This is a genomic window from Streptomyces sp. DSM 40750, assembly GCF_024612035.1.
Taxonomy (GTDB): Bacteria; Actinomycetota; Actinomycetes; order Streptomycetales; family Streptomycetaceae; genus Streptomyces.
The window spans coordinates 4,817,360-4,838,235 of sequence record NZ_CP102513.1 but is presented as its reverse complement, the minus strand read 5'-3'; the positions used below and the strand labels follow the sequence as shown (position 1 = coordinate 4,838,235).

Sequence of the window (20,876 nt, the reverse complement as noted above, 5' to 3'; positions counted from 1 at the left end):
TTGACCCTCACGCCACGGCAGGGTGCGGCCTGGCCGTACCGGAAGGCGGAGGCCGACCCCGAGCCGTCTCCTCCCGGGGGGCGAGATCCCCTAGGGGGACCTCCGTACTACGGCTCGGGGAGGCTTCGTACCGCCGGAGGAGGAGACGGGGCACCTGGCGTCCTTAACCTGGCTTTACGCCGCTGGGGGGCGGTGTACCGGACCGGTGGGGGTGGGGTTTTCCCCAGCAGAAGACTGCGCTGGGCACCAGCGCGCTGCGCCCCCTCCGGGGACCAGACTCATCGACGTACCGCTTCGAGCCACTTCCTACGGCTCACCGGCTCACCAGCTCACCGGCTCATCCGCTGAGCAACAGAACCATCTGATGCCCGACATAGGAGACATACCGTGACATCGGCTGTGACCATCACCAGGCACGGGGGTACTGGAGGGACTACGGCCGTTGCCGCGCGGGCGCGGCAGGTCGTGAAGGCGTACGGGTCCGGTGAGACCCGTGTCGTCGCCCTCGACCACGTCGACGTGGACATCGCACGCGGCCAGTTCACCGCGATCATGGGCCCCTCGGGCTCCGGCAAGTCCACGTTGATGCACTGCCTCGCCGGACTCGACAATGTGACGTCGGGTCAGATCTTCCTCGACGACACCGAGATCACCGGGCTGAAGGACAAGAAGCTCACGCGGCTGCGCCGGGACCGGATCGGGTTCATCTTCCAGGCGTTCAACCTGCTGCCGACGCTCAACGCGATAGAGAACATCACGCTCCCGATGGACATCGCCGGGCGGAAGCCGGACAAGGAGTGGCTGGGGCGGGTCGTCGACACCGTCGGCCTGAGCGACCGGCTCAGGCACCGGCCCACCCAGCTCTCCGGCGGCCAGCAGCAGCGCGTCGCCGTGGCCCGGGCGCTGGCCGCCCGGCCGGAGATCATCTTCGGCGACGAGCCGACCGGCAACCTTGACTCGCGGGCCGGCGCCGAGGTGCTCGGCTTCCTGCGCCAGTCGGTCGACGAGCTGGGCCAGACCATCGTGATGGTCACCCACGACCCGGTGGCCGCCTCGTACGCGGACCGCGTGCTGTACCTGGCCGACGGCCGCATCGTCGACGAGATGTACCGGCCGACCGCGGAGACCGTGCTGGACCGCATGAAGGACTTCGACGCCCGGGGACGTACGTCATGACCGTCATGAAGACCTCGATGCGCAACTTCTTCGCGCACAAGGGACGGATGGCCCTCTCGGCCATCGCGGTCCTGCTGTCGGTGGCGTTCGTGACGGGGACCCTCGTCTTCACCGACACGATGGGGACGACGTTCGACAAGCTGTTCGCGGCCACCTCCTCCGACGTCACGGTCTCCGTGGACAGCGGCGAGGAGGACGACGAGGTCTCACGGACCGGCAGGCCCGAGTCACTGCCCGCCTCCCTGGTGAAGCAGGTGGCCGCGGCGGAGGGCGTCAAGTCCGCCGAGGGCGCGGTCGGTTCGATGGACGTGACCGTCGTGAACAGCGAGAACGAGAACATGGGGTCCTCGACCGGCGCCCCGACCATCGCGGGCAACTGGACGAAGAACGACCTGCGTTCGATGGAGATCACCTCCGGCCACGCCCCACGCGGACCGACCGAGGTGATGGTCGACTCCGACACCGCCGACAAGCACGGCCTGAAGCTCGGCGACGAGCTGCGCACCATCACCGTCAGCGGTGACATCACCGCCCGGATCGTCGGCATCGCCTCCTTCAAGGTGACCAACCCCGGTGCCGCCGTCGTCTTCTACGACACCGCCACCGCGCAGCGCGAACTCCTCGGTGCCACGGGTCTGTTCACCCAGATCAACGTCGCCGCCGCGGCCGGCGTCAGCGACACACAGCTGAAGCGGAACGTCAGCACGGCTCTGGCGGCGCAGGAGGCGTCGTACAAGGTCCGGACGCAAGCGGAGACCGCCGACGCCAACCGCAGTGACGTCGACGAGTTCATGAACGTGATCAAGTACGGGATGCTCGGCTTCGCCGGGATCGCGTTCCTCGTCGGCGTCTTCCTGATCATCAACACGTTCTCGATGCTGGTCGCCCAGCGCACCCGCGAGATCGGTCTGATGCGCGCCGTCGGCTCCTCCCGCGGCCAGGTCAACCGGTCGGTGCTCGTCGAGGCGACCCTGCTCGGCGTCTTCGGCTCGGTGCTGGGCGTCGGCGCGGGCGTCGGCCTCGCGGTCGGGCTGATGAAACTCATGTCGGCCGCGGGTATGGAACTGTCCACCCGCGACCTGACGGTGCGGTGGACGACCCCGGCCATCGGCCTGCTGCTGGGCATCGTCGTCACGGTCCTCGCGTCCTATCTGCCCGCCCGCCGGGCCGGCAAGGTCTCCCCGATGGCCGCGCTGCGCGACGCGGGCACCCCGGCCGACGGCCGGGCCGGACTCCTGCGGGGCATGGTGGGCCTGGTCCTCACCGGCGCCGGTGCCTTCGCGCTCTACCTGGCCGCCACCGCGGACAAGGCGAGCGAGGGCTCGCTGGTCCTGGGCGCGGGCATCGTCCTCAGCCTCATCGGCTTCGTGGTGATCGGCCCGCTCCTCGCGGGCGGTGTCGTCCGCGTGCTCAGCGCCGTGCTGCTGCGGGCCTTCGGCCCGGTCGGCCGCATGGCCGAGCGCAACGCGCTGCGCAACCCGCGCCGCACGGGCGCCACCGGCGCGGCCCTGATGATCGGCCTGGCCCTGGTCGCCTGCCTCTCCGTGGTCGGCTCCTCCATGGTGACCTCCGCCACCGGCGAGCTGGACAGGTCGGTCGGCGCCGACTTCATCATCCGGGCGGGCGACGGCGGCAAGCCGATCAATCCCGCCACGGTCAAGGCGGTGGAAGGGGTCCCGGGCCTCGGCCACGTCACCCGTACGAAGGAGATACCGGCCGAGGTGACCGCGCCGGACGGCACGTCCCAGTCGGGGCAGTTGCTCGCCGCCGAGTCCACCTACGCCGAGGACCTGCGCCGCGAGACGCTCTCCGGCGACCTCTCGGCCGCGTACGGCGACAACGCGATGTCCGTCGGCTCCGAGTTCGCCGAGAAGGCGGGTGTGAAGGTGGGCGACACACTGACGGTCGCCTTCACCGGGGGCCGCACGGCCGAGCTGAGGCTCGCGGCCATCACCTCGGACGACACGGGGCTCGACCAGGGCACGATGTACACCAGCATCACGACGGTCGAGCGTCATATGTCGGCCGAGCGGCTGCCGCTGGACACGGCCCTGTTCGCCAAGGCGGACGAGGGCGGCAAGGACCAGGCGTACGCCGCGCTGAAGACCGCCGTCTCCAAGGACCCCACGGTCAAGGTCATGGACCAGACCGACTACAAGCAGAACCTGAAGGACCAGATCGGCCAGCTGCTCAACATGGTCTACGGTCTGCTGGCCCTGGCGATCATCGTCGCGGTCCTCGGCGTCGTGAACACCCTGGCGCTGTCGGTCGTCGAGCGCACCCGGGAGATCGGCCTCATGCGGGCCATCGGCCTCTCCCGCCGCCAGCTGCGCCGCATGATCCGGCTGGAGTCCGTGGTGATCGCCCTGTTCGGCGCGCTGCTGGGACTGGGGCTGGGGATGGGCTGGGGCGCGACCGCCCAGCGGCTCCTCGCCCTGGAGGGCCTGAAGGTCCTGGACATTCCGTGGCCGACCATCATCGGGGTGTTCATCGGCTCGGCGTTCGTCGGACTGTTCGCTGCACTGATCCCCGCTTTCAGGGCAGGACGGATGAACGTGCTCAACGCGATCGCGACGGAGTAGCGCAGCGGGGCACGGGCCGGGGGACCGGCGGGGCGTGGGCGGTGATGCCACGCCCCGCCGGTCGTCGTTCTCAGTTGAAGGAGCGGACGGCCGAGTAGTACTTCTTCGCCGTCTTCAGACAGGCCGCCTTGGCCTTCTTGCGCGCGGTGGGCGTCAGGGGGTCGGCCCAGAACTTCTGGCCACAGGCCCGGTTCATGTCGCCGAGCATCGCCTTGTCGATCCGGAGCTTGTGGGACCGCGTGAACGCGGGCTTGCCCGCGATCTTCTTGTAGTTGCGGTACCCGAAGTCGTGCCGATAGCACGCGAACGTGAAGTCGTACCCGCCCGCGATTTTCTCCGGTGCCCAGGAGCAGTAGTCGGTTTTCCAAGTGAACTTGTACTTCTTGATTGCCTGCTTGTTCGTCCGGTGCTGACCGAGCGCCGTGTACCACTTGGTCTGGGAGGCGGACGAGTTCTCCGTCACCGTCTTCAGCTTCGCGAGCCTCTGTGCCTTGGTCGGGGCTGCGGCGGCGGCCTGCGTGGACGCCGTGCCGTCCGACTGGGCGGGACCGGCCAGAGCGGGTGCGGCACCGGTGAGAAGGAGAACTCCCGAAAGGGCGGCGCCGGGAATTACTCTGCGTAAGGTAGTCAAGGTTGCTTTCCTTTTCTGCTTGGCTGCTGGAAGCGATTGCAACGATGACACGTTCGGATAAGGGCGGGCTATTGTCCTTTCGGGCAGTGCGGAAATTGAATTCTATATTCCGCATCCCCCTTTACCTCAGATGCGTCCCAAAAGGACATAACCCTGGATGACGCCCTTGAGTTCGTACCGGGCCCGCGGATGCAGCTGACGGGCGTACCCGGGAACGTCCTTCACCCAGCGCGAGGCGTTGTTGAAGACGATGTAGTCGGGGGTGAGGCCCTTGGCCCGGCCGATCCAGAAGACGCGGCAGCGGGAGGTCAGCCGGCTGATGGGGCCGACGTTGGACTCGACGGTGGCCCCGTCCGGGATGGTGTCCAGCAGCTTCTCCACGGCCCGGACGCCGGCCGGGACCCGATAGGCGTCGGCCTCGGTCAGGGTGCCCACCGGAAGCATGGTCGTCAGCGCGAGCGCGGCCGCGACGACGGCGGTGGGCAGATGGACGGCGTACGAACGCAGCCATGGGCGGGAACTGTGGCGGGCGGTGGCGAGCGCGTCGACGAGGGCGAGGGTGACGATCGGCATCAGTACGGCGCTGTAGTGCCAGTCCGTGCCCCAGTAGTGGTGGTCGGAGGAGACGAACCGCCAGCACAGGGTGGGGAGGACTGCGAGGAGGAGCGGGGAGCGCAGGGCGAGCAGACCGCTGGTCGGGATCAGCAGCCAGAGGACGGTGCGGATCTTGATGTCCGCGCCGGTGAGGGGCCCGGCACCGCCGACCTTGGACAAGTAGTCGGAGGCGCCCGCGGTGTTGAAGGCCGGGATGATCATGGTGAACGTGAGCAGCGTGGCGACCGCCCCGAACGACGCGACCGCGACGGCGTACGGCACCACGCTGGGCGAACCGTGCCGCCGGGCCCGTATCGCGACGACCACCGCGATGACCGCCAGCGTCAGCCCCTGGTCCTCCTTGACCAGCACCAACGGAAGCGCCCAGAGCAGCGCCGCGCGCCACCGGTGCCGTAGCAGCGCCTCCAGCGAGAAGGCGATCAGCGGAACCGCGAAACAGATCTCGTGGAAGTCGAAGTCCACGGCCCTCTGCAGCCCCCACGACAACCCGTACGCCACCCCCAGCGCGAGCCCGCGCGCCCGCCCCAGCAGCCGCGTAGCCGCCCGCGTCACTGGTATCGCCGACAGCGCGAACAGCGCGGCCTGCGCGACGAGCAGCGTCACGGGTGAGGGGAAGACCCGGTAGAACGGCGCGAGCAGGATGGTGACCGGACTGAAGTGATCCCCGAGAACGTTGTACCCCGGCCCCTTCAGATCGACGATCGGCGCCTGGAAGTGCGCGTACGCCCGCACCGCCTGCTCGAAGATCCCCAGATCCCACGACCGGTTCCCCATCCGCCGATACCGCCCGACCGACACCGCCGTGTACGCGACGAAGAGCACGACCGCCAGCACGTACGGCTCGCGCCGCTCGAGCGAGAAGCGCCGGTCACGGGGCGGGGACGAGACCGCGACCGGCCCCGGTATGAGCGACGGCGCCGACGAGCTCGGGGACGGGGCGGTCGGGACCATGGATGCTCGCGTTCGGTATGGGACAGGGGCGACGGCTGCCCCAAAGGTTAGGCGCGCCGCCTTCGAAGGGGCGAAGCCCCTTCTTCCGGGGTGCGGGGGACGGTGCGTTCTCAGGGGTGTGGGGGACGGCGCGCTTTGAGGGGTGCGGGGAACGGTGCGTTCTCAGGGGCGCGGGGAACGCGTGCTTTTCAGGGGCGCGGGGAACTGCGCGACAAGCCACGACGCTCCGGCACCCGCCCACACACCCCCGCCCGCCCGCACACACCCCCGCCCACACACCCCCGCCCGCCCGCACACACCCCCGCCCACACACCCCCGCCCGCCCGCACACACACCCGCCCGCCCACCCACACAGCCACTCACCGCAGACACCCTTCGCCCCCCGGCGGGGGCCTGGGGCGGCAGCCCGGGAAGGGGGTCGAAGGGGCACAGCCCCTGGTGACGGGATGGGTAGGGGCGGCGGGGGCGAGACCACACGGTTGTCCACAGCCCCCGCACCACCCGTACGGCGCGTCGTACCCTGGACACCCCCGGCCCGTCACACGAGTCCGGGTGTTCGTGTTGCCCCACACCCTTGCCCACCCCGGACGGGAACCGCCCTTCATGAGCCTCCACGGTCTGCTAGACGCCGTAGTCAAGGACGCCCCCCTCGCGGAAGCGATCAGGGCGGCAGCCGACGGCCGCCGCACCCACGTCGACCTGGTGGGCCCCCCGGCGGCCCGCCCCTTCGCGGTGGCCGCCCTCGCCCGGGACGCGGGCCGCCCCGTACTCGCCGTGACGGCGACGGGCCGCGAGGCCGAGGACCTGGCGGCGGCCCTGCGCTCGCTGCTGCCCCCGGACGGCGTCGTGGAGTACCCCGCATGGGAGACGCTCCCGCACGAGCGCCTCAGCCCGCGCAGCGACACCGTCGGCCGCCGCCTCGCGGTCCTGCGCCGCCTGACCCACCCGAGCGCCGACGACCCGGAGACCGGCCCGGTCTCGGTGGTCGTCGCCCCCGTCCGCTCGGTCCTCCAGCCCCAGGTCAAGGGCCTGGGCGACCTGGAACCCGTGGCCCTGCGCACGGGACGGACGGCCGACCTCAACCGCACGGTCGAAGCCCTGGCGGCAGCGGCGTACTCACGCGTCGAACTCGTCGAGAAGCGCGGCGAGTTCGCCGTTCGCGGCGGCATCCTGGACGTCTTCCCGCCGACCGAGGAGCACCCCCTCCGGGTGGAGTTCTGGGGCGACGACATCGAGGAGATCCGCTACTTCAAGGTCGCCGACCAGCGCTCCCTCGAAGTCGCCGAGCACGGCCTGTGGGCCCCGCCCTGCCGCGAACTCCTCCTCACCGACGAGGTACGCGACCGCGCGCGTGCCCTCGCCGAACGCCACCCGGAGCTGGGCGAACTCCTCAACAAGATCGCCGAGGGCATCGCCGTCGAAGGCATGGAATCCCTCGCTCCGGTCCTCGTCGACGACATGGAACTGCTGGTCGACGTCCTGCCGAAGGGCGCGATGGCGGTCGTGTGCGACCCGGAGCGGGTGCGCACGCGGGCGGCGGACCTGGTGGCCACGTCACAGGAGTTCCTGCAGGCCTCCTGGGCGGCCACCGCCGGTGGCGGCGAGGCGCCCATCGATGTCGACGCGGCCTCTCTCTGGTCCATCGCGGACGTCCGCGACCGGGCGCGTGAGCTGGACATGATGTGGTGGTCGGTGTCGCCGTTCGCGGCCGACGAGACGTGGACATCAGCCGCTGACGCGGCGGGCGACGCGGACACCCTCAAGCTCGGCATGCACGCGCCGGAGACGTATCGCGGCGACACGGCCAAGGCTCTGGCGGACACCAAGGGCTGGCTCGCCGACGGCTGGCGCACGGTGTTCGTGACCGAGGGCCACGGGCCGGCCGCCCGCACGGTCGAGGTGCTCGGCAGCGAGGGCATCGCGGCCCGTCTGGAGGCCGAGCTGGGGCAGATCTCCCCGTCGGTCGTGCATGTGGCGTGCGGCTCGATCGACTACGGCTTCATCGACCCCGCCCTGAAGCTGGCGGTGCTCACCGAGACCGACCTCACCGGCCAGAAGGCGGCCGGCAAGGACGGCGCCCGTATGCCCGCCCGCCGCCGCAAGACCATCGACCCGCTCACCCTCGAAGCGGGCGACTACATCGTCCACGAGCAGCACGGCGTGGGCCGCTACATCGAGATGGTCCAGCGGACCGTGCAGGGCGCGACCCGCGAATACCTCGTCGTCGAATACGCCCCCGCCAAGCGCGGCCAGCCCGGCGACCGCCTCTACATCCCCACCGACCAGCTGGAACAGATCACGAAGTACGTCGGTGGTGAGGCCCCGACCCTGCACCGCCTCGGCGGCGCCGACTGGACCAAGACCAAGGCCCGCGCGAAGAAAGCGGTCAAGGAGATCGCCGCCGACCTCATCAAGCTCTACAGCGCGCGGATGGCGGCGCCCGGTCACGCGTTCGGCTCGGACACTCCCTGGCAGCGGGAGCTGGAGGACGCCTTCCCCTACGTGGAGACGCCCGACCAGCTGACGACGATCGCCGAGGTCAAGGAGGACATGGAGAAGACGGTCCCCATGGACCGCCTGATCTGCGGCGACGTCGGCTACGGCAAGACGGAGATCGCGGTCCGAGCCGCCTTCAAGGCCGTCCAGGACGGCAAGCAGGTGGCTGTCCTGGTGCCCACGACCCTGTTGGTGCAGCAGCACTTCGGCACGTTCAGCGAGCGGTACTCGCAGTTCCCGGTGAACGTCCGGGCGCTGTCCCGCTTCCAGACGGACACCGAGGCCAAGGGCACGCTGGAGGGCCTGCGCGAGGGCGCCGTCGACATCGTCATCGGCACCCACCGCCTCTTCTCCTCCGAGACCAGGTTCAAGGACCTGGGCCTGGTCATCGTCGACGAGGAGCAGCGCTTCGGCGTCGAGCACAAGGAGCAGCTGAAGAAGCTCCGCGCGAACGTCGACGTGCTCACGATGTCCGCGACCCCGATCCCGAGGACGCTGGAGATGGCGGTCACGGGCATCCGGGAGATGTCGACGATCACCACTCCGCCGGAGGAGCGGCACCCGGTCCTGACCTTCGTCGGCCCGTACGAGGAGAAGCAGATCGGCGCGGCCATCCGCCGCGAACTGCTGCGCGAGGGCCAGGTCTTCTACATCCACAACCGGGTGGAATCCATCGACAGAGCGGCCGCCCGGCTGCGCGAGATCGTCCCCGAGGCGCGCATCGCCACGGCCCACGGCCAGATGTCGGAACAGGCCCTGGAACAGGTCGTCGTCGACTTCTGGGAGAAGAAGTTCGACGTCCTCGTCTCGACGACGATCGTGGAGTCGGGCATCGACATCTCGAACGCGAACACGCTGATCGTGGAGCGGGGAGACACCTTCGGTCTGTCGCAGCTGCACCAGCTGAGGGGGCGGGTGGGCCGAGGACGGGAGCGCGGCTACGCGTACTTCCTGTACCCGCCGGAGAAGCCCCTGACGGAGACGGCCCACGAGCGCCTCGCCACCATCGCCCAGCACACGGAGATGGGCGCGGGCATGTACGTGGCGATGAAGGACCTGGAGATCCGGGGCGCGGGCAATCTGCTGGGCGGCGAACAGTCCGGCCACATCGCGGGCGTCGGCTTCGACCTCTACGTCCGCATGGTCGGCGAGGCCGTCGCGGACTACCGCCGGCAGCTGGAGACCGGGGGGATCGAGGAGGAGCCGCCGCTCGAGGTCAAGATCGAGCTGCCGGTCGACGCGCACGTCCCGCACGACTACGCGCCCGGTGAGCGGCTGAGGCTCCAGGCCTATCGGGCGATCGCCTCCGTCAACACCGAGGCCGACGTCACCGCCGTACGCGAGGAACTCGTCGACCGCTACGGCAAGCTCCCCGAGCCGGTGGAGAACCTCCTGCTGGTTGCGGGGCTGCGGATGCTCGCCCGCGCCTGCGGCGTCGGCGAGATCGTCCTCCAGGGCAACAACATCCGCTTCGCGCCGGTCGAGTTGAGGGAGTCGCAGGAGCTGCGCCTCAAGCGGTTGTATCCGGGGACGGTCATCAAGCCGGCCGCCCATCAAGTGCTGGTGCCCCGGCCTAAGACCGCGAAGGTGGGCGGCAAGCCGCTGGTCGGACGGGATCTGCTGGGGTGGACCGGGGAGTTCCTGGCATCGATTCTGGGGTCGTAGCCGTTCTGGTCGTACTCGTTCTGGGTCGTAGTCGTTCCGGGTCGTGGCTGGCGTGGCTGGCGTGGCTGGCGTGGCTGGCGTGGCTGGCGTGGCTGGCGTGGCTGGCGTGGCGGTGTGTCGCAGCAGTCGTGCCCCTAGCCCTCGGGGCCGAGTCGGGGCGCGGATGGCGTGGACGGGAACAGCAGCTCCGTGGCGGTGCGGAAGACCTCCTCGGGGTCCTGGTCGCCCACGACCGCGGCCAGATTGCCGCTGAGCAGCAGCGTGGCGAAGCCGTGGGAGAGGGACCAGGCGGCGATGCCGGCCAGCCGGGGGTCGGCGTCGAGGGTCTCGGGGCGTGCGGTCGTGACGGCGGTGCGCAGCTGCTCACGTGACAGGGCGCGGGCGGTGGTCAGTTCGAGGTCGTCCTCGCGGAGCAGCTCCGGCCGGAACATCACCTGGAAGTGCGCGGGGTGCTCGCGGGCGAAACGGACGTACCGGCTGCCCGCGTCGCGCAGATCGCCGGCTTCCGCGAGTGCGGCCGCCAGCAGCGCGTGCCCCTCCGCCGCGATCGCCGTCAGCAGTCCCGTGCGGTCCTTGAAGTGATGGGCGGGCGCGGCGTGCGAGACCCCCGCGCGGCGGGCGAGGTCCCGCAGGCTCAGCGCCGACGGCCCCTCGGCGGTGATGACGTCGAGAGCGGTGTGGAGTATCGCGCGACGCAGGTCGCCGTGGTGGTAAGGGCGGTTGGGCTGCTTGGGCTGTTCAGATCGCTTCGACTGCTTGGGCTGTTCAGGCTGATCGGCCGTGATGCTGCGGGGCATGGACACAGCGTAGGTCCCCCGGAACGTTCCATCTAGTCGTTGACAAGTTCTGGGGCGATCGGGCAATCTAGTCAGTGTCAAGTTCTGGCTCGGTCGGTACGGCCGGGGGAGTGGCAAGGGGGGATGTCGTCGTGTCCGAGAGTGTCGAGCCGGCCGACCTGAGCGAGGTGCGTCGCATGTGGCATCTGTTGGAGCCCTTGCATGCCGTCCTCTACTACGCACCGGAGGCCTTCGAGGAGGCGGCCTCGCTCGGGTACGGAGTGGAGGAGCGGTGGCCGAGCTACTTCCCGTTCCGCGCGGCGCCGTTGGGGGCCGTCGGGGTCGAGCGGACGGCCTCCGCCTTCTACGGCTTCAGCCCCCGCATGGTCGCGGAGCACATCGAACCGGCCTGGAAGACCGCGACTCCAAAGGCCGTTCTGGAGGCCCGGGACCGAGCGATCGACCGGACCTACCGAGCGATATTCGGCGACCGCGTGGACAGCCCCGAACTCGCCGAGGCCGCCGCCCTGGCCCGCCGAGCCTCCGGGTTCGCGAACACCGCGGGCCGCCCCCTGGCCGCGGCCAACGCCGAGCTGCCCTGGCCCGAGCCCGCGCATCTCCAGCTTTGGCGGGCGGCCACGATCCTGCGCGAACACCGTGGTGACGGCCATCTCGCGGCCCTGCTGATCGCGGACCTCGACCCCGCCGAGTCCCTCGTCTCCTTCGCCGCGATAGGCGCGGCCTCGGTGGAGCGTTTCGAGAGCCGCGGCTGGAGCCCCGACGAATGGGCCGCCGCCCGCGACCGCCTCACGGCACGCGGCCTGGTGCACCCGGACGGTACGGCCACGGAGGCCGGCCGGAGCCTGCGCCAACAGGTCGAGCGGCACACCGACCGACTGGCCGCCGCCCCCTGGCAGTTCCTCGGCCCGTCCGACACCGCCCGACTCGTCGACCTGCTGGGCGAGTTCTGGGTCACCGTCCTCGGCTCGGGCCTGCTGCCGTCGGAGACGACCCTGGGCATAGGAAAAGTGTGAACGCCCCCTGACGGATTCCGGCCGACTTCCTCCGCGTGCTCACCCACTCACCACCGGAGATACGCCCGGCGTGCACCTGATGCCTGTTGAGTGCCGGTATCGCCGTACCCGGCGGCCGCTACGGTATTGAGCAGGGAAGACGGGGAACCCCACGCAGGACCGGCTGAGAGCACAGACGAAGGAAGAGGTGTCGCGTGGTGCGTCTGAGGGGTGGGGTGGCCGTCGTCGCTCTGGTGATGGTCGCGGCCACCGGCTGCGAACTGGACACACAGGGCTCGGCCGGACCGCAGGAGAACCCCGGTGGGGGCGGCGCCGCGTTCGCCGCCGCGGAGGCGCTGACCGTCAAGGGGCGGGCGCCCAAGACCGATTACGACCGCGGCGAGTTCGGCAGCCCCTGGGCCGACACGGACTCCAACAGCTGCGGCACCCGCGACGACATACTCAAACGCGACCTGGACGACGTGAAGTTCCGTGACGGGGACTGCACGGTGGTCTCCGGTGTACTCGACCCGGACCCGTACACCGGCGAGGACGTGCCGTACGTGCGGGGCCGCAGCAAGATCGACGTGGACCACATCGTGGCTCTCTCCGACGCCTGGCAGAAGGGCGCCCAGCAATGGGACGACAGCAAGCGCATAGCCCTGGCCAACGACCCCCTCAACCTCCTCGCGGTCGACTCCAGCACCAACCGCGGTAAGGGTGACGGCGACACGGCCACCTGGCTCCCGCCCAACAAGGCCTACCGCTGCACCTATGTGGCCGCCCAGGTCGCCGTGAAGACGAAGTACGGCCTGTGGGTCACCTCGGCCGAACAGTCCGCCATGAAGCGTGTCCTCACTACCTGCCCCGACCAGAAACTCCCCACCGGCGGCAACCCCACCAAGGCCCCGGCCCGCTTCCACGCGGACTGAAGCTGCTGCGGTGCCGCCTCACGGGAGGGTGCGTCAGTTGAAGTCCTCGTCCAGGTCGATGACCTTGCCCTTGGGGGCTTCGGCCGGGACGGGCTTGTTGTAGTCGGTCAAGGTGAGGTCGCTCGGCTCGTCGGCGGACTTGCTGACGACCCGCAGGAGGTACGGCTTGCCCTCGGTGGCCACATACAGGGTGTAACGGTCCTTGCCGTCACGCTCGTTGAGGACGAGCGCGGGGGTGCCGTCGAGCTCGGTGGTCTTGCCGCGCGTGGCGTCGGAGTTCACGTCCTTGAAGTCGGCGAGCGCGGTGTCGAGGTCGCAGAAGCTCGCGATGTCCTTGGAGTCCTCGGCGGTCGCGGACGTCTTGGTCCACTTGTCGGCGAGCATGTCGACGACCATGTCGGTCTCCTCCTTGGAGGAGCCCTTCGACTGGGCCCGCAGGAACGCCTCGTCGTACTTCATGTAGATGGTGTCGCCGACCTTGATCAGCTCGGTCTTGCCCTCGCCGTTCATGCTCAGCGTGCCGGCGCAGTCCCCTTTCTTGTTCATCGCTATGTCCATCTGGACCGTGCCGCCGGCGGACTTGTCCTGGCCCTCGCCCTTCATCCGGAGCGATTCGGCGTCCGAGGTGGCCTTCACGGCCTTGTTGGCGATCTCGTCGCCGGTCAGCCCGGCGAACGGGCCCTTCGGCTCGTCCTTGTCCCCGGGCAGGCAGCCGGTGAGCGAGAAGGTGGCTGCGGCTGCGATGCAGAGAGCGGTGAGTGCGGTGCGACGCATGGGAGTTCCCCCCAGGGAATCGGTGTGAAGTGAGCGGTGGTGGTGCGCGGGCCGGTGAGCGGCGGCGTCAGTACGTGCGGGTGCCGAGCTGTTCGCCCGCCGAGTCGTAGACCGTGACGCGGCCCCGCCCGTCGTGCTTCCAGTCGGCGAATGCTGCGGTGATCAGCCGGGCGGGGTCGGTGCCGCCACCCGGCGCTCCACCGGTGAAGTCGGTGTGGACGTCGACGGTGTCGGTGTCGCCCGCCGGTGGGGCGGCCCTGTGAACCTCGGTGACATGGGAGACGGCGGCTCGCTCGGCGGAGGTGCCGTGACTGTTCACAAAGGCCTTGAAGCGGTGGGCTGAGCCGTCGCCGTTCCCGGCGGTGACACCGCTTCCGGTGTTCGCCGAGACCGCACCGATGACGAGGAGACCGACCGCCGCATTCACTGCGAGCTGGGCTTTCATCCCCATGGCCGTACTCCTCCCCCGGTGTGTGACAGCGCGGCTGACGTGTGACCACCCGGATCGGGCGGATCGTCGTTCGATGGGTCAATGACAGCAGAGCTTGTGAACCGAGTCAACACGGTTCACAGATTTGAGTCTGTACACGGCGTGTATGGGTAGATCTTGCGTGCGCCGGTATGCTCGACGCCACAGACCAGGTACGAGGGGAGCCGGGCGCGTGCAGGGGAACGGGACAGAGGTCACCGCCGCGGACATCGCGCGGCTCGCCGGTGTGGGTCGCGCCGCCGTCAGCAACTGGCGTCGCCGGCACGCCGACTTCCCCAAACCGGTCGGCGGCACCGAGACCAGCCCGGCCTTCGCGCTCAGCGAGGTCGAGGAGTGGCTGCGCAACCAGGGCAAGCTCGCCGAGGTGCCTCTCAAGGAGCGCGTCTGGCAGCAGGTCACCGGCCACCGGGAGGGCCCCGTCACGGCTCTGGTGCACGCGGGCTGCGCCCTGCTGTACCTCCACGACCGCCCCCTGGCCTGGCTGGAGTTCAGCGCCTGCCCCGACGACGAGCAACTGGCCCGGATCCTGCCCGAGCCGCTCTGGCACGTCCTCACCCCGCGCTTCGGCCTGGTCCGTGAACCGGCCGTGCCGCACCCGACGCCCGCCGAGTTCCTGCCCTCGATCCCGCTGCTGCGCGGCGCCACCGAACTCGCTGCCGACCTGGGAGCGCGGCAGACCTTCGAATTCCTGCTCGCCCGGCACCTCGACGCCAACCCGCGCCAGTACACGCTCACTCCGGGCGAGCTCGCCGAGCTGATGGCCGAACTCGCCGGTCCCGCCCGCTCGGTGCTCGACCCGGCCTGCGGCACCGGCGCCCTGCTGCGCGCCGTCGCCGCCCGCCCCGGCCAGGAGCTCTACGGCCAGGACAGCACCCGCGAACTGGCCGCCCTCACCGCGCTCCGCCTCGCCCTGCGCACCAAGAGCACGATCCGCACCGCCCCCGGGGACAGCCTCCGCGCGGACGCCTACGAGCACCTCAGGGCCGAGGCCGTCCTGTGCCACCCGCCGTTCAACGAACGCAACTGGGGCCACGACGAACTCGCCTACGACCCGCGCTGGGAGTACGGCTTCCCGGCCCGTACGGAATCCGAACTCGCCTGGGTGCAACACGCGCTGGCCCGCCTGGAGGACGGCGGCACCGCCGTCCTGTTGATGCCGCCGGCCGCGGCGAGCCGCCGCTCGGGGCGCCGTATCCGCGCCGACCTGCTGCGCCGCGGCGCCCTGCGCGCCGTGATCGCCCTGCCCGTGGGCGCGGCACCCCCGTACAACATCCCACTGCACCTGTGGGTGCTGCGCCGGCCCGACAAGGCGCCCGTGCGGCCCGAGCTGCTGTTCGTGGACACCGGGCGGCTCGGCGCCGAGGGGCGGAGCGGGTTCGACTGGGCGGCGGTGCGCACCGCCGTGCTCGACGCCTGGCAGCCCTTCGACCGGGCGGGCGAGGTGGTGGAGCGGCCGGGGCTCAGCCGTTCGGTACCGGTCATCGAACTGCTCGACGACGACGTGGACCTGGCTCCCGCCCGGCATCTGCCACCCCCGGCCGCGGGCGGCGGCGCCGAGGAGCTGACCGCCGTACGCGAACGCCTCGGCGAGACCCTCCGTCTGGCCGCCGACCTGACACCCCCGCTCGCCGACGACGCGCAGCCCGCCCGCTGGCCGCTCACCACGGTCGGCGAACTCGCGCGCGGGGGAGCCCTGCTGCTGCGCACGGGCGGAAACGGCCCCCACACGCGCGTACTCACCGATCACGACGTCCTGGCCGGCACGGCACCCTCGGGAACCCTGCCGGAGACCGGCGAGGACCCCGTGCTCGTGGAGCCGGGCGATGTCGTCGTCCCCGTCCTCGGCGGCGGCGGTGTCGCGCGGGTGATCGACGAGGAGACCGCGGGCGCCGCCCTCGGCCGCAACCTCACCCTGCTGCGCCCCGATCCGGCCGCGCTCGACGCGTGGTTCGTCGCCGGTTTCCTGCGCGGCACCGCCAACAGCCGCCAGGCCAGCAGCTACGCCTCCACCGCGACCCGCCTCGACGTACGCCGCCTTCAGCTGCCCCGGCTCCCCCTGGACCAGCAGCTCCGCTACGGCGAACGGTTCCGCGCCCTCGCCGCCTTCGAGGACGCCCTCCGCCAGGCCGGCCGCCTCGGCGAACGGCTCGTGCGCGGCATGTACGACGGTCTGACGGACGGTACGGTCGCCCCGGACTAGCAGCGACGGACGAGCGGTCGCCCGGCCCGACTCGGCCAACTCCCTCTACGATCAGGCCTACCGGACGGAACCACTCCGCGTCCGGCGGCGTGACCAGCACTGCGGTACTACAACGGTTGTCCACAACCCTGGACCTCATGTCGTGGTCGACCGATACCCTCGGGACGACATCGCAAGTCCGCTCTCACCAGGCCATCAGGAGCAGCCATGCAAGGCCACGGCTATGCGCCGACACCGCCCCCCGGCCCCGATCAGGGGGGCCAGGCCACACTCCGTGTGATCTTCGTGGTGGTCGCGGTCATGAGCTGTGGCCTGCTCGCCTGGGCATGCCTGCTGCGGCTCGCCTCGGTGACCCGCAGGCCCCGCGACTGGTGGCTCTTCGCCCTGGCGATGGTCCACATCGTCGCGACCGTGTACATCCTCGGCTCCGACCCCGGCAAGGAGGATTTCACCACCTGGCGCGGCGACGTCGGCCTGGCGATGCTCTTCGGTGGACTCGCGGCGATCATCGCGTACTACCTGTACGCGGACATACGTCACTTCAGTCGCTCCCGTACGGTCCCGCCGTCGCCGTACGCCCAGACCACGGTGTACTCGCAGCAGACCGGGTACAGCTACCCGCCGGTCCAGGCCCCGGGGCCCTACACACCCGTCCCGCCGGTCCAGCAGCCGCCCGTCCAGCCGCAGCCCCAGGCCCGACCGGCGGCGGAACCGCAGGGCCCCGGGCCCGCCCGCATAGACCAGGTGCGCGCCGAGCTCGACGAGCTCAGTGACTATCTCCGCAAACACGAAGGAGACCGGTGATCCGGGGACAGGGAACCGGCCGCCTGATCACCGGCCGCTACGAACTGTCCACGCTCATCGGGCAGGGCGGCATGGGCCAGGTGTGGACGGCGTACGACCAGCGCCTCGACCGGCGCGTGGCGGTGAAGCTGCTGCGCCCGGACAAGGTCGCGGGCCAGGAGGCCGACGAGCTGCGCCGCCGCTTCGTGCGCGAGTGCCGCGTCACGGCCCAGGTCGACCACCCCGGCCTGGTGACCGTGCACGACGCCGGCAGCGAGGGCGAGGAGCTGTTCCTCGTCATGCAGTACATCGACGGGGCCGACCTCGCCGACCACCTCGCCGAGCACGACCCCTACCCGTGGCAGTGGACCGTCTCGGTCGCCGCCCAGCTGTGCGCCGTGCTCTCCGCCGTGCACGCGGTGCCGATCATCCACCGCGACCTCAAGCCGCGGAACGTGATGGTCAAGCAGGACGGCACGGTCACCGTCCTCGACCTCGGCGTCGCCTCCGTCATGGACACCGACACCACCCGCCTCACCCACACCGGCTCACCCATCGGCAGCCCCGCCTACATGGCCCCGGAACAGGCCATGGGCGGCGCCGTAGGCCCGTACACCGACCTGTACGCCCTCGGTGTGCTCATGCACGAACTACTCAGCGGGAACGTCCCGTTCACGGGTTCCACAGCCCTCGGCGTCCTCCACCGCCACCTCTACGAGCCGCCGGTCCCCGTCCGCCGGCTGCGCCCCGAGGTGCCCGAGAACCTGGAGGCCCTGGTCCTCCGGCTGCTCTCCAAGGATCCGCAGCACCGCCCGTCCTCGGCGCAGGAGACGTACGAACAACTCCTCCCGCTGCTCCCCGCGCGCGGTATGCCCACCGGCTCCCCGCTCGACCCCACGCGTCCCTTCCTGCGCCCACACGCCCCCTGGCCGGACCGCGCCCGCATCCCCGCGCCACAGCCGTCCGCCGCGCCCGCCCCCGCGCCCGCGGTCGACAAGCCCGACGTGGCGGGCGCCGTCGACGAGGTCAAGCGGCTCCTCGGCGAGGGTCGCATCACCCAGGCCGTCGACATCCTCGGCGCGATCCTCCCGGCGGCCGCCGCCCAGCACGGCGAGAACTCACCCGTCGTCCGCACCCTGCGCAAGCAGTACGCGGCCACGCTGATGGACGACGGCCAGTACCGCCGGGCCCTGCCCGAGCTGCGCCGCCTCGCCGACGAGCGCGCCGCCGAGGCCGGCCAGGCCGACCCACAGTCCCTGCGCTTCCGCTACGAGTCCGCCCAGTGCCTCGAACAGCTCGGCGAACCGGCCGCGGCCCTCGCCGAGTACCGCTCTCTGCTGCCGTACTTCGAGAACCAGTACGTCGGTGGCGATCCCGAGCTCTCCCTCGACGTCCGCCGCCGCATAGGCCTCCTCCTCCTCGCCCTCGGTGACCGCGGCGCCGCCCACGAGACCCTGGGCCGCCTGCTGCTCGACGTGGAGCGGCTGCGGGGACCCGGCCATCCGCTGGCGAGCGAGGTCCGGCGCACACTGCAGTGGCTGGGGCAGGTACGAGGCTGACGCACGGCGGCTGACCCGTGCGGCGGCGCGTGGGACGCGCCGGTGGTGCTCGTGGGGTGAGCCGGACGTGGCATGGGGCGGTGCCAAAGTCGGCGTGAATCGTTGGTCGAATGGCTGGCCGAGAGCAGGGCCACTGCCTACCATCGATCACCGCAAGACCTTGTGCACCGCCGCACAATCTCCCTGGGAGGCCCACTTGCACCGCCGCCGTCGCACCGCGCTCCTCCTCTCCGCCGCGATCGCCGCCGCGGCCCCGCTCCTCACCGCCTGCGGAAACGATGCGCATCCCGGTGCGGCGGCCGTGGTCGGCGGCGAGCGGATCACGGTCTCGCAGCTGGAGAACCGGGTGAACGAGGTACGCGCCGCCCAGCGCGCCGCCAGCACCGACCAGACCCAGTACCAGCAGGTCGTCGCCCAGAGCAGCGCCCTCACCCGCAACACCCTGAACGGCATGGTCCTGGAGAAGGTCCTCGACCAGGCGCTCAAGGACGTCGGCGTGACCGTCACCCGCAAGGAAGTCCAGCAGTACCGTTCCGACCTCGAAGAGAACGCCGGCGGCGCCGAGGCCCTGGAGGTGGCCTACCTGCAGCGCTACAACGTCGCCCCCGAGCAGCTCGAAGAGAGCCTCCGCAGCGACGTCGAGGTCCAGAAACTCTCCACCGCCCTGGGCGCCGACCTGAACACCCCGGAGGGCGGCACCGTCTTCTGGCAGGCCCTCTCCGAGGCCTCCAAGAAACTCGACGTGGACCTCAACCCCCGCTACGGCAGCTGGGGCGTCGACCAGTCCGGCCGCGTGGGCCTGGTGGAGGCCAAGACACCGTGGCTGCGGGAGGTCACGGGGACGGGGACGCAGGAGTCGGCGTAGCGGCCACGGCATTCGGAGGGCCGGCGCGGGCGCCTGGACGGTGTCCTGGCCGGGCCTCATCGCAAAGAGGGCCTCGCCGCGAGCGGGCTCGCCGCGGGCGGGGACGGCAGGTCGGTCGCGGGCGGAGGCCGGGCCGGCCTGTCGGCGACGTGGGCGAGCCGGTTCTCGCGGTCTGTGGATAACTTCGGAGGTCGTCCGTGGCGTGGGTTACGTTCGTGGGGTGAACGCACACCGCCCCGACGGCGCCCCCGCCACCCCGGCCCCCGCCCCTGGGCCGGGCCCCGGCCGAGTCGTCCTGCTCACCACCAGCCACCGTGTCGCGCCCGGCCTGCTCTCCTGGCCCGCCTGGCAGGCGCTGCACGGAGCCGACCGCGTCCTCTGCGCGGACGAGGCGCACCCCCAGCTCCCCTACCTCCGCGAGACAGGCATAACGGTCGAGCAGGCGACGCCGACGGCCGAGGAACTGGTCGACGCCTGCGCCGGCGGCCGCACGGTGGTCGTCGTGGCCGCCGCCGAGGGCGAACCCCACCTCACCGACGGCCTGGCCCGCCTCGCCGGCTCCGGCCGCGTACAGATGCCGTCCCTGGAGCTCCTCCCCGCCTCCTATGACCTCCCCGGCGCCCGCCTCCTCGACCTCGTCCAGGTCATGGACCGCATCCGCGCCGAATGCCCCTGGTCCTCCCAGCAGACCCACAAGGGCCTGACCAAGTACGGCATCGAGGAGGCGTACGAACTCGTCGAGGCCATCGAGGAGGGCGACCGCGACGAACTCCGCGAAGAACTGGGCGACGTCCTTCTCCAGGTCGTCTTCCACGCCCGCATCGCCGAGGACGACCCCGACACCCCCTTCTCCATCGACGACGTGGCCGCCACGATCGTCACCAAGCTCATCCACCGCCATCCGCACGTCTTCGGCGACGAGACCGCCACGACCCCGGAAGAGGTCAAGGAACACTGGCTCCGCACGAAGGCCATAGAAAAGCAGCGCGAGTCGGTGACGGACGGCATACCCCTCGGGCAGCCGGGCCTCGCCCTGGCGTCGAAGCTGGCGTCACGGGTGCGCACGGCGGGCTTGGAGGTCCCGCTTCCGGCCGGCGAGGGCGTCGGGTACGAACTGCTCGCGCTGGCCACGCGCGCCGAGGCGGCCGGGGTCGACCCCGAGGCGGCGTTGCGGGCGGCGGCGAGGGCGTACCGGGACGCGGTGCGGGCTGCCGAGGGACTGGACGCTTAGTACCGTTGCCCTTACGGGCGGTCGCGACGCGTGGGGGCTGTGTGGGGCGGAAGTCGGAAGACGAGACCGGTGAAGAGCGCTCCCTGGAGGCCGGCGGCAGCAAGTCGGTCGCTGTCGGGGGAGCACAGGCGGCGCGG

15 protein-coding genes and 1 pseudogene are annotated in these 20,876 nt (G+C 70.8%); 10 read left to right on the top strand and 6 right to left on the bottom strand.

Translation table 11 applies throughout. The annotated features are described in order from the left end of the window. Positions 1-387 precede the first annotated feature (387 nt). Together JIX55_RS21655 and JIX55_RS21650 are read left to right on the top strand one after the other, a co-directional pair. On the top strand, positions 388-1,176 hold the full coding sequence (locus JIX55_RS21655) for an ABC transporter ATP-binding protein (protein WP_257564950.1): 789 nt from the start codon (positions 388-390) through the stop codon (positions 1,174-1,176). Then, entirely contained in the window at positions 1,173-3,758 is a 2,586-nt protein-coding gene (locus tag JIX55_RS21650) for an ABC transporter permease (RefSeq protein WP_257564949.1), read from the top strand. The genes JIX55_RS21655 and JIX55_RS21650 overlap by 4 nt, the downstream gene beginning before the upstream one ends. A 70-nt stretch (positions 3,759-3,828) precedes the next feature. Here the strand turns inward: JIX55_RS21650 and JIX55_RS21645 are convergent, their stop codons facing one another. The 3 genes and pseudogenes from JIX55_RS21645 to JIX55_RS51480 form a co-directional block, all read right to left on the bottom strand. After that, the gene (locus JIX55_RS21645) at positions 3,829-4,389 is read right to left on the bottom strand and encodes a phospholipase (protein ID WP_257564948.1); all 561 of its coding nucleotides are present in this window, start codon (positions 4,387-4,389) and stop codon (positions 3,829-3,831) included. A 126-nt stretch (positions 4,390-4,515) separates the two neighbouring features. Then, the gene (locus JIX55_RS21640; RefSeq protein ID WP_257564947.1) at positions 4,516-5,955 is read right to left on the bottom strand and encodes a DUF2079 domain-containing protein; all 1,440 of its coding nucleotides are present in this window, start codon (positions 5,953-5,955) and stop codon (positions 4,516-4,518) included. Positions 5,956-6,309: 354 nt separating this feature from the next. Then, a pseudogene (locus JIX55_RS51480) lies at positions 6,310-6,475 on the bottom strand (cobyrinate a,c-diamide synthase); the annotation flags it as partial. Between the two features lie 83 nt (positions 6,476-6,558). Between JIX55_RS51480 and mfd the strand changes: the two are divergent. Next, positions 6,559-10,116: a transcription-repair coupling factor gene (gene mfd / locus JIX55_RS21635; RefSeq protein ID WP_257564946.1), complete on the top strand. Its 3,558-nt coding sequence runs from the start codon at positions 6,559-6,561 to the stop codon at positions 10,114-10,116. A gap of 134 nt (positions 10,117-10,250) precedes the next feature. Here the strand turns inward: mfd and JIX55_RS21630 are convergent, their stop codons facing one another. Then, positions 10,251-10,913: a TetR/AcrR family transcriptional regulator gene (locus tag JIX55_RS21630; RefSeq protein ID WP_257564945.1), complete on the bottom strand. Its 663-nt coding sequence runs from the start codon at positions 10,911-10,913 to the stop codon at positions 10,251-10,253. 176 nt (positions 10,914-11,089) lie between these two features. Between JIX55_RS21630 and JIX55_RS21625 the strand changes: the two genes are divergently transcribed. After that, the gene (locus JIX55_RS21625) at positions 11,090-11,926 is read left to right on the top strand and encodes an SCO6745 family protein (protein ID WP_257569427.1); all 837 of its coding nucleotides are present in this window, start codon (positions 11,090-11,092) and stop codon (positions 11,924-11,926) included. Positions 11,927-12,120: 194 nt separating this feature from the next. After that, a complete protein-coding gene (locus JIX55_RS21620; RefSeq protein ID WP_257564944.1) occupies positions 12,121-12,837 on the top strand; it encodes an HNH endonuclease family protein in 717 nt (238 codons plus the stop codon). Between the two features lie 33 nt (positions 12,838-12,870). On the opposite strand, the gene JIX55_RS21615 is transcribed toward JIX55_RS21620, so the two are convergent. Both JIX55_RS21615 and JIX55_RS21610 read right to left on the bottom strand, forming a co-directional pair. Then, positions 12,871-13,611: a hypothetical protein gene (locus tag JIX55_RS21615; RefSeq protein ID WP_257564943.1), complete on the bottom strand. Its 741-nt coding sequence runs from the start codon at positions 13,609-13,611 to the stop codon at positions 12,871-12,873. 67 nt (positions 13,612-13,678) lie between these two features. After that, entirely contained in the window at positions 13,679-14,062 is a 384-nt protein-coding gene (locus tag JIX55_RS21610; protein ID WP_257564942.1) for a hypothetical protein, read from the bottom strand. 211 nt (positions 14,063-14,273) lie between these two features. On the opposite strand from JIX55_RS21610, the gene JIX55_RS21605 reads away from it, so the two are divergent. The 5 genes from JIX55_RS21605 to JIX55_RS21585 all read left to right on the top strand — a co-directional run bounded on the left by JIX55_RS21605 (position 14,274) and on the right by JIX55_RS21585 (position 20,739). Next, complete coding sequence (locus JIX55_RS21605) at positions 14,274-16,301, top strand: SAM-dependent methyltransferase (RefSeq protein WP_257564941.1); 2,028 nt, start codon at positions 14,274-14,276, stop codon at positions 16,299-16,301. 276 nt (positions 16,302-16,577) lie between these two features. Then, positions 16,578-17,105, top strand: coding sequence for a hypothetical protein (locus tag JIX55_RS21600; RefSeq protein ID WP_257564940.1), 528 nt, complete (start codon positions 16,578-16,580; stop codon positions 17,103-17,105). Positions 17,106-17,149: 44 nt separating this feature from the next. After that, positions 17,150-18,643, top strand: coding sequence for a serine/threonine-protein kinase (locus JIX55_RS21595; RefSeq protein ID WP_306820120.1), 1,494 nt, complete (start codon positions 17,150-17,152; stop codon positions 18,641-18,643). A 196-nt stretch (positions 18,644-18,839) separates the two neighbouring features. Further along, positions 18,840-19,508: a SurA N-terminal domain-containing protein gene (locus JIX55_RS21590; RefSeq protein WP_257564939.1), complete on the top strand. Its 669-nt coding sequence runs from the start codon at positions 18,840-18,842 to the stop codon at positions 19,506-19,508. 220 nt (positions 19,509-19,728) lie between these two features. Next, a complete protein-coding gene (locus JIX55_RS21585; protein WP_257564938.1) occupies positions 19,729-20,739 on the top strand; it encodes a nucleoside triphosphate pyrophosphohydrolase in 1,011 nt (336 codons plus the stop codon). Positions 20,740-20,876: the final 137 nt, after the last annotated feature.

Excerpts from the sequence above, each read along its gene's own strand:
- JIX55_RS21615 (WP_257564943.1), bottom strand. The coding sequence starts at position 13,611 with ATGCGTCGCACCGCACTCACCGCTCTCTGCATCGCAGCCGCAGCCACC.
- JIX55_RS21650 (WP_257564949.1), top strand. The coding sequence starts at position 1,173 with ATGACCGTCATGAAGACCTCGATGCGCAACTTCTTCGCGCACAAGGGA.
- JIX55_RS21610 (WP_257564942.1), bottom strand. The coding sequence starts at position 14,062 with ATGGGGATGAAAGCCCAGCTCGCAGTGAATGCGGCGGTCGGTCTCCTC.
- JIX55_RS21625 (WP_257569427.1), top strand. The coding sequence starts at position 11,090 with ATGTGGCATCTGTTGGAGCCCTTGCATGCCGTCCTCTACTACGCACCG.
- mfd (WP_257564946.1), top strand. The coding sequence starts at position 6,559 with ATGAGCCTCCACGGTCTGCTAGACGCCGTAGTCAAGGACGCCCCCCTC.
- JIX55_RS21640 (WP_257564947.1), bottom strand. The coding sequence starts at position 5,955 with ATGGTCCCGACCGCCCCGTCCCCGAGCTCGTCGGCGCCGTCGCTCATA.
- JIX55_RS21630 (WP_257564945.1), bottom strand. The coding sequence starts at position 10,913 with ATGCCCCGCAGCATCACGGCCGATCAGCCTGAACAGCCCAAGCAGTCG.